The sequence below is a fragment of the Streptomyces sp. DvalAA-14 genome (assembly GCF_900091855.1).
GTDB lineage: Bacteria > Actinomycetota > Actinomycetes > Streptomycetales > Streptomycetaceae > Actinacidiphila.
The window spans coordinates 129,093-143,179 of sequence record NZ_FMCH01000325.1; the positions used below are offsets into that span (position 1 = coordinate 129,093).

Annotated in this window: 8 protein-coding genes, 1 tRNA gene and 1 pseudogene; 3 read left to right on the forward strand and 7 right to left on the reverse strand. The window is 72.2% G+C overall.

Going from position 1 to position 14,087, the window contains the following annotated elements:
• Window positions 1-32: 32 nt before the first annotated feature.
• Window positions 33-1,058 (reverse strand): selenide, water dikinase SelD, encoded by a 1,026-nt coding sequence (gene selD, locus GA0115240_RS16795; RefSeq protein ID WP_093737472.1) that lies wholly within the window; start codon window positions 1,056-1,058, stop codon window positions 33-35.
• A 143-nt stretch (window positions 1,059-1,201) separates the two neighbouring features.
• Between selD and GA0115240_RS16800 the strand changes: the two genes are divergently transcribed.
• Window positions 1,202-1,299 (forward strand) — tRNA-Sec (locus tag GA0115240_RS16800).
• A gap of 52 nt (window positions 1,300-1,351) precedes the next feature.
• On the opposite strand, the gene selB is transcribed toward GA0115240_RS16800, so the two are convergent.
• The 4 genes and pseudogenes from selB to GA0115240_RS16820 all read right to left on the reverse strand — a co-directional run bounded on the left by selB (window position 1,352) and on the right by GA0115240_RS16820 (window position 8,976).
• A complete protein-coding gene (selB, locus tag GA0115240_RS16805) occupies window positions 1,352-3,142 on the reverse strand; it encodes a selenocysteine-specific translation elongation factor (RefSeq protein WP_093737473.1) in 1,791 nt (596 codons plus the stop codon).
• A gap of 6 nt (window positions 3,143-3,148) precedes the next feature.
• Window positions 3,149-4,516 (reverse strand): L-seryl-tRNA(Sec) selenium transferase, encoded by a 1,368-nt coding sequence (gene selA / locus GA0115240_RS16810; protein WP_093737474.1) that lies wholly within the window; start codon window positions 4,514-4,516, stop codon window positions 3,149-3,151.
• Window positions 4,517-4,966: 450 nt separating this feature from the next.
• Window positions 4,967-6,175 (reverse strand): glycoside hydrolase family 19 protein, encoded by a 1,209-nt coding sequence (locus GA0115240_RS16815; RefSeq protein WP_093737475.1) that lies wholly within the window; start codon window positions 6,173-6,175, stop codon window positions 4,967-4,969.
• Between the two features lie 417 nt (window positions 6,176-6,592).
• A pseudogene (locus tag GA0115240_RS16820) lies at window positions 6,593-8,976 on the reverse strand (glycoside hydrolase N-terminal domain-containing protein).
• 270 nt (window positions 8,977-9,246) lie between these two features.
• Here GA0115240_RS16820 and GA0115240_RS16825 point away from each other — a divergent pair.
• Together GA0115240_RS16825 and GA0115240_RS16830 are read left to right on the forward strand one after the other, a co-directional pair.
• Window positions 9,247-10,650 (forward strand): FAD-binding oxidoreductase, encoded by a 1,404-nt coding sequence (locus GA0115240_RS16825; protein WP_093737476.1) that lies wholly within the window; start codon window positions 9,247-9,249, stop codon window positions 10,648-10,650.
• Window positions 10,651-10,915: 265 nt separating this feature from the next.
• The gene (locus GA0115240_RS16830; protein ID WP_161302270.1) at window positions 10,916-11,656 is read left to right on the forward strand and encodes an AfsR/SARP family transcriptional regulator; all 741 of its coding nucleotides are present in this window, start codon (window positions 10,916-10,918) and stop codon (window positions 11,654-11,656) included.
• Between the two features lie 98 nt (window positions 11,657-11,754).
• Here GA0115240_RS16830 and GA0115240_RS16835 read toward each other — a convergent pair whose 3' ends face one another.
• A complete protein-coding gene (locus GA0115240_RS16835) occupies window positions 11,755-12,756 on the reverse strand; it encodes a C40 family peptidase (RefSeq protein WP_093737478.1) in 1,002 nt (333 codons plus the stop codon).
• A 348-nt stretch (window positions 12,757-13,104) separates the two neighbouring features.
• The gene (locus GA0115240_RS16840; protein ID WP_093737479.1) at window positions 13,105-13,947 is read right to left on the reverse strand and encodes a GH25 family lysozyme; all 843 of its coding nucleotides are present in this window, start codon (window positions 13,945-13,947) and stop codon (window positions 13,105-13,107) included.
• Window positions 13,948-14,087 lie beyond the last annotated feature (140 nt).

Here is a 14,087-nt window from a genome sequence, read left to right on the forward strand (position 1 = left end):
CGGGCGAGCCGGGCCGGAGCGCGGAAACGGGATCAGCGGACGACGAGCGGGTGGTCGCGGCGGGCGACCAACTCCCCGACGACCGGGGCGCCGGGGATCTCTCCGGCCACCAGGAGTCCGCCGGAGGTCTGCGCGTCGGCCAGGAGCAGGCGGGTCGGCTCGTCGGCGGCGCCGAAGTCGGTGTGGGGGGCGACCCAGGCGAGGTTGCGGCGGGTGCCGCCGCTGACGAACCCCTCGGCGGCGGCTGCCGCCGCCCCGTCCAGGTAGGGAACCGCCGAGGCGTCGATCACGGCGGTCACCCCGGAAGCGCGGGCCAGCTTGAACAGGTGCCCCAGCAGGCCGAATCCGGTGATGTCGGTCGCGCACACCGCTCCCGCGGCCAGGGCGGCCGCGGCGGCGTTCCGGTTCAGTGCCACCATCGTGGCCACCGCCTCCGGGAAGACCTCTCCCGTCGCCTTGTGCCGGTTGTTGAGGACGCCCAGGCCCAGCGGCTTGGTCAGCGACAGCGGCGTGCCCGGCCGTCCGGTGTCGTTGCGCAGCAGGCGCTCCGGGTCGGCGATGCCGGTGACCGCCATGCCGTATTTGGGTTCCGCGTCATCCACGCTGTGGCCGCCGGCCACATGGCAGCCCGCTTCCGCCGCGATGTCGAGACCGCCGCGCAGCACCTCGCGGGCGAGCTCGAACGGCAGCACCTCCCGGGGCCAGGCGAGCAGGTTCACGGCGACCACGGGGGTGCCGCCCATCGCGTAGACGTCGGACAGCGCGTTCGCGGCGGCGATCCGTCCCCAGTCGTAGGCGTCGTCCACCACCGGGGAGAAGAAGTCGGCGGTGGCCACGACGGCGGGGGCGCCGGGGCCGCCGGGCAGCCGGACGACGGCGGCGTCGTCCCCGCTGTCGAGGCCGACGAGGAGTTCGGCGCCGCCGCCCCCCGCGGGGCCGCGGCCGGTCAGACCGGCGACGACGTCCTCCAGTTCACCCGGGGGGATCTTGCAGGCGCATCCTCCGCCGCGGCCGAACTGGGTCAGCCGGACACCTTCTCGGGTGGTCGCGGTCGCCATCACCTGTCCTTTCTCTCGTGGGTCTGCGGATACGGGCAGGGCTGCTCGATCCGGTTCCGTGCCTGCCGCGCGGCGCGTTGACAGCCGGTGGGGCCCAACGATTCGATGACGCGTGACGGGCCGCGCGTGCGGCGGCCCGGCGGGGAGGCGTAGAGGTGCCTGGTGGCCCTCCCGGTCTTCAAAACCGAGGTGCCCGAGCAACTCGGGCAGGCGGGTTCGATTCCCGTCCGCCTCCGCTCCACCGCGGCGCCGCGACCGGCGGCGGCGACGGGTGACCGGTCCGGCCGTCGCCCTCACCGGCCCCGCCCCGTGGGACGCGTCAGGGGTGGGCAGCGCCGCAGCGAACCGTCCACGCGGACGGTGCGGCCCTGCCGGTCGAGATGCTCGAGCAGCGGGATGGCGACGCGGCGGGTGATGTCCAGGGCCCGGCGGGCCTGACTGGCGGTGAAGGGCTGCGGGAGCCCGGACAGGACGGCGGCGGCCCGCCCGTCCGCGCCCGGCAGCAGCACGATGCCCTCCGCGATCCGCAGCAGGAGGCCCGCGGCCTCGGCGGCGGCGAGCAGACGGGGCGTCAGGCCCAGCTGTTTCAGGCGGTCGGCCTCGGGCGCGCCGAAGGGAGTCGCGGCCAGGTCGGCGCGTACCGAGGCGACGGCGGCCTCGACGGCCGGCGGCAGGGTCGGCCGGGCCTGATCGCCGTAGAGCCGGCCGTCGCGCTGCCGCAGCCCGGCCTCCGTCGCGAGCAGCGCTTCGACCAGGCAGCGGTCCGGCAGGCCCAGCGCCTGACGGGCGGCCTCCAGCGGCAGGCCGGGCTCGAGCGGGTGAGCGGCGGCGTGCTCGTCGACGGTCCGGCGCAGCGCGGCCCGCAGGGACGACCAGTGGCCGGGATCGACCAGCCATTCGCCGGCCACCGGGTCGTAGGGCGCGCGTACCCCCATGGCTTCCAGTTCGCCGCGGCGCACCACACGACGCCGGCGCACTTCGGCCGCTCCGTCCGCCGGCACCCCCACGGCCGCCAGTTCCCGCGCCCGGGCCGCGGCCGACCCGCGCCGGGTGAGCCGCGGCGGGCGGACATCCAGCACGGTCACCCCGGCCGGGACGCGGTGCCGCCCCGCGTCGCGCAGCAGGGCCCGGTCCGCGATCCGCAGCGGCAGGCGGCCGGCGAGCCGCAGGCGGGCGGCGTCCTCGCCCAGCGGGCGGATCGTGACCGGAACGGCCGCGGAGCCCATGTGCAGGGTCAGCTGCCGCGGCAGGTCACGGGCGGGGTCGCCGTGCAGCCGCACGTCGACGGTGTCCGTGGTGAGCCAGCGGCCGGGACTGAGCAGCGCGTCGCCCCGGGTGAGGCCGTCGCAGCCCGGTCCGTGCACGTTGACCGCCACCCGGGCGACCGCGGCCACCTCCTCGCGGGACTCCTTCAGCGTCTGCAGGCCCCTGATCCGGAACGAGGCGCCGCCCCGGGCCAGTTCGAGCTGGTCACCCACCCGGACCGTGCCGGCGCCGAGTGTGCCGGTGACGACCGTCCCGCGCCCGCGCACCGTGAAGACCCGGTCCACCCACAGGCGTACGTCCGCGGCCGGATCGGGTGCCGGCAGCGCGCGGGCCAGCCGGGCCAGCGCCGCCCGCAGGTCGTCCAGCCCGGCGCCGGTCACCGGGCTGACGGCCACCGACTCCACCGTCCCCAGCGACGACCGGGCGAACCGGGCCAGGGCCTCCGCGCGCGCGACCGCCGGATCCGCCAGATCGCTTCGGGAGACCGCGAGCAGGCCGTGCCGGGCCCCGAGCGCGTCCAGGACCGCCAGGTGCTCCTCGGACTGCGGCTGCCAGCCCTGGTCGGCGGCCACCACGAAGAGCACCGCCGGGACCGGCCCGACACCGGCGAGCATGTTGCCCACCAGGCGCTCGTGACCGGGCACGTCGACGAAGGCCAGGTCCCCGACCCCGGGCAGCCGGGTCCACGCGAACCCCAGGTCCAGGGTCATCCCGCGCCGCTGTTCCTCGGCCCACCGGTCCGGCTCCATCCCCGTCAGGGTCCGGACCAGGGTCGACTTGCCGTGGTCGACGTGTCCGGCCGTGGCGACGACATGCACCGGCGGTCACCGCCCCCGCGGGGAGGCCGCCGCGGGCGCGGCCGGCGGGGCCTGCGCGGCACACGCCTGCATGACGGCGGCCGCGAGCGCCTCGTCCATGTCCTCCGGAACGGCCCGCAGGTCCAGCAGGCACCGGCCCTCCTCGACCCTGCCCATCACCGCCGGGGCCGCCCCCCGGAGCGGGCCGGCGCAGGATGCGGGCAGCGACACCGCGGCGCTGCGCAGGGCCACCCCGGGCGCGCCGCCGCCCCCGATGACCGCCGCACTGTCCACCGCCAGACAGTCCAGTCCCGCAGCGCGCAGGCGGGCCGCGAGCCGTTCGGCACGTTCGCGCAGCCGTCCGGGGTCGGCGTGCAGCGCGGTGTGGACGGGCGTGGCCGGCCCGCACAAGGTGGCCTCCAGAGCGGCGAGGGTCAGCTTGTCCACGCGCAGCGCCCGCGCGAGGGGATGGCGGGCGAGTCGCCGCACGAGGTCGGCGCGGCCCAGCAGCAGACCGCACTGCGGTCCGCCGAGGAGCTTGTCGCCGCTGGCGGTCACCAGGTCGGCGCCGGCCCGCAGCCAGCCGGCCGCGTCCGGCTCGTCCGGCAGCACGCGGTCACCGGTCAGCAACCCGGAGCCGATGTCGGCGACGACGGGCACGCCCAGCCCCCGCAGCTCGGCGACGCCGGCGCCGCCGGTGAAGCCGGTGACGCGGAAGTTGGAGGGATGCACCTTCAGCAGGAACCCGGTGTCGGGGCCCACGGCCGCGGCGTAGTCCGCCGGGGTGGTGCGGTTGGTGGTGCCGACCTCCCGCAGCCGGGCACCGGTCGACACCAGGAGGTCCGGCAGCCGGAAACCGTCCCCGATCTCGACCAGCTCGCCCCGGCTGACCACGATGTCCTTGCCCCGTGCCAGCGCGGTCGCCGCCAACACCAGTGCCGCCGCCCCGTTGTTGACGACGTGCGCGGCCTCGGCGCCCGGCACCCGCCGGAGCAGCGCCTCGAGCGCCGACCGGCCCCGCCGGGCCCGGGCGCCTGTGGCCAGGTCGAGCTCCACGTCCGTGGTGCCGCTGGCGGCCAGCAGCGCCTCGCGGGCCGCCGCGGAGAGCGGTGCCCGGCCCAGGTTGGTGTGGAGCAGCACCCCGGTCGCGTTGATCACCGGCCGCAGGGCGCAGGCGGTGGCTGGCAGCGCCGCCACCGTCTCGTCCGCGACGTCCGCGGGCAACAGCTCCCCGGCGCGGGCGCGTTCCTGGACATCCGCCAGTACGGACTTCACCAGGCCGCGTCCCAGCCGGGCAACGGCCGCGACCAGCCGGGGATCGGCGAGCACCGCGTCCGTGCGCGGCACGTGGCGCCGGGCGTCGGACGGGAGGGTGGGGGTGGTCTCGCCTGCCATCTCCTGCACCTTCGACAAGGGCCGACAGGCGGGGAAGAAGCCGGGTGCGCGCCTTCCCCGGAACGGCCCGCCGGACCGGCCCGCTCGTACCCGGGGCGGTCACCGTACTGCCGCCGCCGCGCGGACCGGCGTTCACCACACCGGCCGACACGGTGGATCCGCCCCAATGCCACAGGAGAGGATTCGGCGTCGCAGCCGGGCGGACACGTCCCCCGGACGGGTGCCGGTCACCGGGCTCCTACGGCGAGTACACCACCCATCAGTGGCGCTTCTCCTGCTGCGGGATCCTGCCGCCCGCCGGTGCGTCCACGGCGGCTCGGCCAACCTCTGGGTCTCCTCATGAGGCAGTACCTGCCGGGCCCGGCCCGGCGCACGACCGCCCCGCCACCGTGCTGGTGGCGGGGCGGTCGTGGTTTCGGGCCGGGCCGGGCCGAGGCCGGGTGATCAGCCCTAGCAGCTCAGGTTGTTGCCGGCCGGGACGCCCAGGATCTGGGTGAACTGCTGGTAGTCGTTGATCCGGTCCTGCATCTCGGCGGTGTTCTGGCCGTTGCACTCCAGGCTGCCGTTGATGGTGCGGATGGTCTGGCCGAAGCCGGCGCCGTTGACCATGGCGTTGTGCGCGGTCATGGTGCCGGCACCGGTCGAGGTGTTCCAGTACCAGAGGCCGGTCTTCCAGGCCACGGAGGCGTCGTTCTGCACCAGGTACGGGTTGTCCAGCAGGTCGATGCCGAGCGCGTCGCCGGCCGCCTTGTAGTTGAAGTTCCAGCTGATCTGCAGCGGGCCGCGGCCGTAGTACGCCGCCTGGCCGGCCGGGCAGCCGTAGGGCTGGCTGTAGTCGCAGTAGGTCGGGTAGTTGGCGGTGTTGATCTCCACGATGTAGACCAGCCCGCCGGTCTCGTGGTCGACGTTCGCCAGGAACGCGGCGGCTTCCTGCTTCTTGACGGTGTCGCTGCCGGTGGTGGCGAAACCCGGGTAGGCGCTGAGCGCCGCGGTCAGGCCGCTGTAGGTGTAGAAGCCGTTCCGGTTCGGGAACATCTGGTTGAACTGCGCCTGGCTGACCACGAAGCCGCCGGGCGGCGGGGTCGAGCCGCCGCCGGTGGAGAGGTTGAAGGACTGGGCCGCGGTGCCGTTGCAGCTGTACTGCTGGAGCTGGACGCTGTCCGCCGTGGAGGCGGACGGGATGTCCAGACACTTGCCGCTGAAGCGGTTGACGAAGTGGTAGGTGCTGCCGGACTCCAGGACCGGCAGCCACTGCTGGTTGTTGCCGCCGCCGTAGGTCCACAGCTGGACCAGCGCACCGTCGGCGCTCGATACGTTGGAGTCGTCCCAGACCTGGGCGGTGGCGGCGGCGCTGCCGACCTGGAAGTAGCCGCCGCTGGTGGCGGTGAACACCCAGCTCTGGGCGCTGGTGCCGTTGCAGGCGTACTGCTGGACGGCGGTGGCGTTGGCGGTGCCCGCCGCCCTGGCGTCCACGCACTTGCCGTCGTTGACGTTGGTGACGGTGTAGGCGGTGCCCGAGGTGACCGCCGCCGAGGCGGCGGGCGCGACGGCGAGGGTGAGGCCGCTCGCGGCCAGCACGGCCGCGCCGATCAGCGCCACCGCGGAGGACAACCGACGCGGCGGCCGGGGCCGGCGTCGGGGCAGGGGGAAGACACGCATGGGGGGTACTCCCTTGCTGTGGAGGGGGGAGAACGTGCGGCGGGCACTCGTCGTCGCCGATGTGGGGGGCAGGGCGGGATGGCTCGCCACCCCGGGACCAGCGGGAGTCAGAGGTGCACCGACGGGCCTGCGGACGCGGGGCGATGATGGGACGTCCGCACTTTCTTCACGACCTGATTGAACGTCAGAACGCATGTGCACGTCAAGGTCTAGACCTATCAGTGGCAGGCTGGTCCGTACCGGCTGCGTGATCGCAGCGCCGGTGTCGCGGCGGCGGATGTGCGGGTCCGGTGTGCGGGTCCGTCGGTTGTGGCCGGCGAACGTCGCGAGCGCTTCCCCGGCTTCGCAGGCACAGCCGGGGTGACGCCGGAGACGTCGGTCGGAGGTCTCCGGCGTCACCCCCGTGGGCGGCGGAGGTCAGGGGATTCGGACGGTCACCGTCTGCCCGGCCTTGAGGGTGAGCCGCTTGCGGAAGTCGCCGGCGCGCAGCTCGGTTGCGGTGCCGCCCACGCTGCGGACGGTGGCCGCGTACGCCTTGCCGTCGCGCCAGGACAGGTCCACTTCGAAGCCGCCCCTGGCGCCGATGCCGCGTACCGAGCCCTTGGCCGCCCAGGCCCGGGGGAGGGCGGGCAGCAGTTCGATCACGCCGGGGCGGGAGTAGAGGATCATCTCCAGTGCGGCGGCGGGTCCGCCCATGTTGGCGTCGATCTGGAGATCGTGTAGCTCCCCTGGCTGTACATGTCGAACCAGTTGGCGGCGGTGCCGTTGCCGTTGTTGATCGACGGCCGCAGGACGGTCAGATAGAGCTGGTACGCCTTGTCCGCGTCCTTGAGACGGGACCAGCACAGCGACCGCCACGCGCAGCCCCACCCGAAGGAGTCCATGCCGCGGGCGGTGAGCAGCGCGCGGACACCGTCGAGCAGTGCGGCGGGGCTGGTGTCGGTGTTGATCCTGTCGCCGGGGAAGAAGCCGATGAGCGGGGACAGGTGCCGGTGCGTGGTCTCACCGAGGTTGTCCGGACTCATCCATTCCTCGAGCCAGCCGGTTTTCGGGCTGACCTGGGGCAGGTAGAGCCTGGCCTGCAGGGCGGCCAGGTCCGCGGCCAGCTCGGCGTCCCTGCCCAGCGCCGCGGCGGCGGCCGTGAACTCCTCGAAGAGCTCCCACGCCAGTTCCTGTCCGTAGGTGTTGCCCTTGCTGTCCGGGCCGTGCTCCGGCGACCAGGCCGTGTCGTCGATCAGTACCTCGCGGCTGGTCCCGTCCGCGTCGGTGACCGTCGTGGTGATCAGCCGTGCCTGCCAGAATTCGGCCGCGCCCTTCAGCACCGGGTAGATCAGTTCGAGGTAGTCGCGGTCCTGGCTGTACTCGTAGTGCCGCCACAGGGAGTTGCAGAGCCAGGCGTTGCCGGAGGGGTTCCAGGCCCAGCCGCTGCCGCCGTAGATGTTGGTGGAGAAGGCGATCGCCCAGCCAGCTATCCTCCCGCTGCTGTTGCGGAACCTGTTCTGCTCGTTGTTGAACAGCCGCTTGGTGACATCGGTCCAGACCGGCAGCTGGGAGACGCAGTACCGAGCGAGGGCGAGCGAGTTCTCGCCGAGCCCGGCCGGGTCGGCCAGCCAGTAATTCATCTGCACGTTGATGTCGGTGTGGTAATCCGCGTACCAGTCGGGGGTGTTGTTGGACACCCAGATGCCCTGCAGGTTCATCGGGAGCCGGTCCCGGGAGCCGCTGATGGTCAGGTAGCGGCCGTACTGGACATACGCCGCCTCCAACTCGGGGTCGGGTGTTGATGTGTCGGTGTACCGCACCGCGATCCGCGACCACGAGTCCAGCGACCGCTGCAGCGCGGACGACTCGCCCAGATCGATCGCGAACCGGTTGTAGAGCCGCTGGTAGTCCGCCACATGGGTGGTGAGCAGCTCGCCGGCCGGGACCTTCGCGGCGGCGTCCACCTTGCCGCGGGCGACGGTGAGCGGATCGGTGGACGGCTCGCGGTAGCCCTTCGTCGCGTCGGGGGAGTAGTCGGTGCCGCCGCAGACCACGATCAGCAGCTCGCGGCAGCCGGTGAACGCGATCGTGTCGCCGTCGACGCTCACCCGTCCGGTGGCGCTGGCGGCGGTCACCGCGGCGGCGTAGCGCAGGCCGTTGTCCAGGGTTCCGTTGAGGGAGAGCTGCCGGCCGCTGCCGGACGTGGTCTCGTCGTGTGTGCCGGACAACGAGATCGTCCCGGTGTGCGGGGCGTCTCCGCTGAGCCGGACGACGACGACGTCGTCCGGATGGCTCGCGTACACCTCGCGGCGGAAGTCGGCGCCGCGGTACCGGTACGTCGCGGACACCAGGCCGTTGCTCAGGTCGAGTTGGCGGCGGTAGCCGCTCACCGCGTCGCCGGTGTGGCCGGGCAGTGCGACGCGGAGCTGGGCCAGCAGCCCGAAGCTGCCGAAGTCGTCCTTGCCGTAGGGCAGTTGCCCGTCGTCGGTGGGAGTGTCGTTGCGGCCTCCGGTCCAGAAGGAGCCGTCGGTGAGGTAGAGGAAGTCGTCAGCCGGATCACAGCCGACCAGGGCGCCCATGCGGCCGTTGCCGACCGGGAGGGCCTCCTGGATGATGTTCGCCTCGACGGCCGGCGTGCGGTACCAGATCGTGGTGGCTTTGCCTTCCGGCACGATGTCAACGTTCGCCGGGCGGACCGGAGCGGCCTGCGCCGCGAACGGCTGGAGCGCGAAGGCGAGACCACCGCCGACGGCGCCTGTGAAGCGGAAGAAGTCGCGACGGGAAGAAGCGGGCACGGCAGGGTCCCTTCGGCAGGGCATGCGGGATGTCGTCGCCAACTATTCACAATTATTCGGGGCAGTCAACGGTCGCACCGCAGATTCATCCGATCTATGAGTGTCGGGTGAGGATGGATAGGCGCATATCGAGCACTGTCCTGTCGCTTGTGCCCCATTAATGGGCACGAGATCGGATGACTGCTGCTCGCTGGCGCACCAGAGGGCACGCGCCAGGACAGGGGGGACGCCAGGATAAGGATGCATATGTTCGAATAATGGACGTCGTAGCAGGCCAGTAATAGCCTAGAAAACATGACTTCCGATGATTCGGCCCTGTCGTCGGTTCTGCCGGAGGAGGCCGCGGTCCTCGCGGCCACGGTGGCGGGTTCGGTCCTGCTGCCGGGTGATGAGGGATACGACGACGAACGTGCCGTCTTCAACCTGAACCACGGCTTGGAGCCCGCGCTGATCGTGGTGGCGCTGAGTGAGGCCGACGTCCAGGCAGCCGTCGCCTTCGCGGCCGGGCAGCACCGGCCGGCCCTGGCCGTGAGCACCGGCCATCAGATGGTCGGTCGGGCGCACGGCGCCGTTGTGATCGCGACCCACCGGATGGACGACGTGGCCGTCGACGCGGCCGGCCGCACCGCCCGGGTCGGCGCCGGAGCGATATGGTCCGAGGTCGTCAAGAAGACCGCCGCGGTCGGGCTGGCTCCGCTGAACGGGTCCAACCCCACCGTGGGAGTGGCCGGTTACACCCTGGGCGGCGGACTCAGCCCGACCCTCGGCCGTTCCCACGGCTACGCCGCCGACCATGTGCGCTCGCTCGACGTGGTGACCGCGGACGGCGAACTGCGGCATGTCGACGCGCGGTCCGACCCCGACCTCTTCTGGGCGCTGCGCGGCGGCAAAGGCAACTTCGGAGTGGTCACCGCGCTGGAATTCGACCTGTTCCCGGTGCCCCGCCTCTACGGTGGCGCCCTCTACTTCCCCGGCGAGCGGATGGCCGACGTACTGCGCGCCTGGACCGCTTGGTACCCCGGCACACCCGAGACGATGGTCTCGTCGATCGCCGTCCTGCGGCTGGCAGGGCAACCCGAACTGCCCGTGCCCCTGCACGAGGAGTTCCTGGTGGCGGTGCGTGTCGCCTACAACGGCCAGGCCGCGGACGGCGAACGGATAGTGGCGCCGTTGCGGGCGGCGGCCCCGGCAGTCCTGGACACCGTGGCGGACATGCCCTACACCAAGGCCGCGACGATCCACAACGAGCCGACCGAACCGGTGCCCTACTACGAACGGAGCATCATGCTGCGGGAGTTCCCCGCACAGGCGCAGGACAGGCTCCTCCAACTCGCCGGCCCGGACTCCGAAAGCACCCTGGTGATCGTAGAACTGCGAGCACTGGGTGGGGCATGGGACCGCGAGCCGGCCGTCCCCAACGCCGTCGCGACCAGGGGCCTGCCGTATGTCCTGCTGGGCGTCGCGGGCGGGCCGGTCTCGGATGAACCGCAGCTCAAGGAGTCCGTCGCGGAACTGCTCGACGGCATGGAGCCCTGGCGTGGCGACCGGCGGTTGGTGAACAACCTCGCGCCGGACGAGGCGGGCGACGCCGCCGCCATCTACGGCGCTGAGCGCTACAAGCGCCTGGCAGCGGTCAAGAAGGCCTACGACCCGGCCAACATGTTCCGGCTCAACCACAACGTGCAGCCGGCCGCCTGATCGGACACCCGTGAAGCGACGGCAGTCCGCCGCGGAGACCTCCGGCCGGCTGTAACGTTTCCCGGTCCTCATCGCGTCGTAGGAGTGGGAGCCGACGACGGGGGCCGAGACTTCCTGCACGGGCGTCACCGCGTGCGATGGTGCGGTGACGGTCTCAAGGCCACGAGCACCCCGACCAGGGCGGCACCGAGGACCGGGCCGCCGCGGCCGCGTCCGCGACCGCACAGACGGGGAGTTGGCTATGCGGTTCAGGCTTCTTGGTCCAGTGGAGGTCATCGACGTCGCGGGCCGGTGGCAACCGGTCGCCGGGCCGCGCCAGCGGGCGCTGCTGGCCACGCTGCTTCTGAACTCCAACACCCCGATCTCGGTGGACGAACTCGCGGAGACGGTCTGGGACGGTGTTCCGCCGGCCGGTTACGCACAGACCCTGCGCAGCCACGTCATGCGGCTGCGCCGTAGTCTCCAGGCCCAGGACGCGGTGCTCCTTCGGACGCGGGCGCCCGGCTATGAGCTGGCGGTCGCGGACTGCGAACTCGACGCTCGCCGCTTCGAAGCCCTGTGCCGCGAAACGGCCGAACAGCTCCGCGTCGGCGCCTGGAGCGCGGTGGCCGACACCGCGGAACGGGCGTTGAACCTGTGGCGCGCGCGGCCGCTGCTGGACGTGCCGTCCCGGCTGCTGTCCGAGGCCGTCGTGCCGCGCCTGGAGCAGCTGCGACTCCAGGTATTGGATTTCCGGTTCGACGCGGAACTCCACCTGGGTCGCCATCATGTGCTGGTGCCGCAGCTGCAGGCCCTGGTGGCGGTGCATCCCTTGCACGAGCGTTTCAGCGCTCAGTTGATGTTGTCGCTGTCACGGGCGGGACGTCGCGTCGAGGCGCTGGCGGTGTATCGATCCGCGCGGCGCACGCTGATCGACGAGCTCGGCGTCGAACCGGGGCCGGAAATGGCGAGGGTGCATCAGTGCATCCTGTCCGGCGGCGACCCGGTCGTCGACCACGCGGCCTGACCGTCCGGGCGGCCCGCCGGCCCTGCCGTCGTCGGTGGCGACCCCACCCCCGGCCGCGGTCGCCACCGGGGAGGGGCCGGCGGGGGGTCGACGGGCGCTCAGTCGCCGATGAGGGTCTCCCAGGTCTGCGGGCCGATCTGGCCGTCGACGCCGAGGCCGTGCGCGGACTGGAACGCCCGGGCGGCGCTGTCGGTGCCCGAGCCGAACTGGCCGTCGACCGCAAGGCCGTAGCCGTACCTGTTCAGTTCGAGTTGGGCGGCCTTGACCGCGTCGCCGGTGGAACCCTGCTGGATCTGGACGATCAGCGAACTCCAGGTCTGCGGGCCGATCTGGCCGTCGACACCGAGGCCGTGCGCGGACTGGTAGGCCTCGGTGGCCGCGAAAGTGCCCGCGCCGAACTGGCCGTCGGCGGCGATGGACGCGCCGTGCTCGTCCAACAGGTACTGCGCGGCCTCCACGTTGGTGCCGGTGTTGCCCTCCACGAGGTTCGGCCACGGGGGGACGCCGCCTCCGCCGCCACCGGTGCCGGACTCGTTGTTGTAGCGGTAGGGCTGGTACAGCGACGGCGAGGGACCGCTGGTGTTCGGCCAGTACGGGTAGGGCATCGTCAGGTGGTGGACGCCGGCGTCCCCGGAGTCCTCCCAGGCGTAGTACTGGGAATGGGCGCTGTCCGCCCAGCCGTCGAAGATCAGCACATGGCCGGCGTTCCCACCGGTATTCGGGCCGAGCACCCCGATGACGTCGCCGGGCTGGAGGGCGGCCTTGCTGACCGAGTGGACCACCGACGGCAGGGTGACCGTGGTCAGGCTGCTGGACAGATGCAGCGCCATCGACACGTAGCCGGAGCAGTCGGTGCGGTAGCTGATGTCGTTGCCGGGCCCGTACTTGTAGCTCGAGGAGCTGTACGGGGTCCCGTTCCACGACGCCGCTCGGGAGAGAATCTCCGAGGCCGAAATACTGCCGTTGATCGAGGAGTTCGGCGTGACGACCGCCGAGCCCGCGGCCGTGTGCGGCGCGGCGTTCGCGGCGGTCGGGGCTATGACGACCAGCGCCACGGCGGCAGCCGCGACGAGCATCGCGGAACGTCTCTTGAGAGACATGGTCTCTTCCTTCCTGACGGGGAATCGGTGCTTGCGGGCAGGGCGAAGTGCCCCGCGGCACCTGCGCCGCCAACGGCTGTCCCCTGAGCGATCCGCCAGGGTTCTGTTCCCCTCTCGGAAGGACGCCGTCGGTGACCGGCTGCGGCGATCGCGATCACGATCGCCGCAGCCGTCACGAAGACGATGCTGGAGAGGCGTGGCAACCCCGTGCGACGGCTGTGGAATTCGCGTGGCACCCCGACGCCGGAGTGAGGGAGGCGCCAGGCGAAGCCGTCGCGCCCCGGACGCCTGTGCGGCGGCCGGGGCGCTCGGGGCGCTCGGGGCGGACGGTCTCGAAGGGGCCGCGCGTCAGGGGGTGTTGTTGGCCAGGGCCAGCAGCCGGGAGCTGTCCGCGCTGAACCGGTCGCGGTCCACCGCGCCCGGGACGCCGCTCACCGATCCGGAGTCGCTGTACTGCCAGAACGTCCAGTACGGGAAGCCGCTCGGAATGGAGGGGCTGGCCGCGTCCGTCCAGTTCGCGACGACCAGGGGGCTCTTGGCGGACATCCCGCTCCAGCCGCCGGTGCAGGAGTTCCACCAGGAGGGGCTGGTGTAGATGAGGATGTCGCGGCCCGTCTTCGCCTTGTAGGTGGTGTAGAAGTCGAGGATCCACGACTGCATCGCGGAGGTCGACTTGCTGTAGCAGCCGCCCTCGAGGTCGAGCATTCCGGGCAGGGTGAGGCCGTCGGCCGACCAGGCGCCGCCGTTCGCGGCGAAGTACGTCGCCTGCGCCGCGCCGCTGGAAAGGTCGGGGCGGGCGAAGTGGTACGCCCCGCGGATCACCTTGGCGTTGTAGGCGTGCAGGTAATTCGCACTGAAATCGGGGTCCTTGTAGGTGGTGCTCTCGGTCGCCTTGATGAAGGCGAACTGGATGCCCGCGGATTTCACCGACGTCCAGGTGATCGTCCCCTGGTAGTGCGAGACGTCGATCCCCGCGGGATACGTCACGTTCGGCGACGCGACGGCCCGGGCGTCGAGGTGGAGGTGGCGCGTGTCCGGCGCGAAGCTCGTGCCGTCCTGAAGGTAACCGGCGCCCATGTACCCCTGTCCGAGGGGAATGGCGCTGTCCCGCGCCGCTGGCTGCGCCGACGCGGTGCCCGCGGAGACCGTTGCCGCGAGCGCCAGGCTGACGCCGAGGACGCCGGCCGTCATCAGGTTCCGCTTCCGCTGTACAGCCCTGGTGGTGCGTATTCGGGAGAACAAGGCTTTCCTCCTGGCGCGTGGTGGTGGGGGTGCGGGGGTGGGAATGCTCTCCGGTCGCTGTTCTACTCGTGTAGCTCGCGTACGGTCGG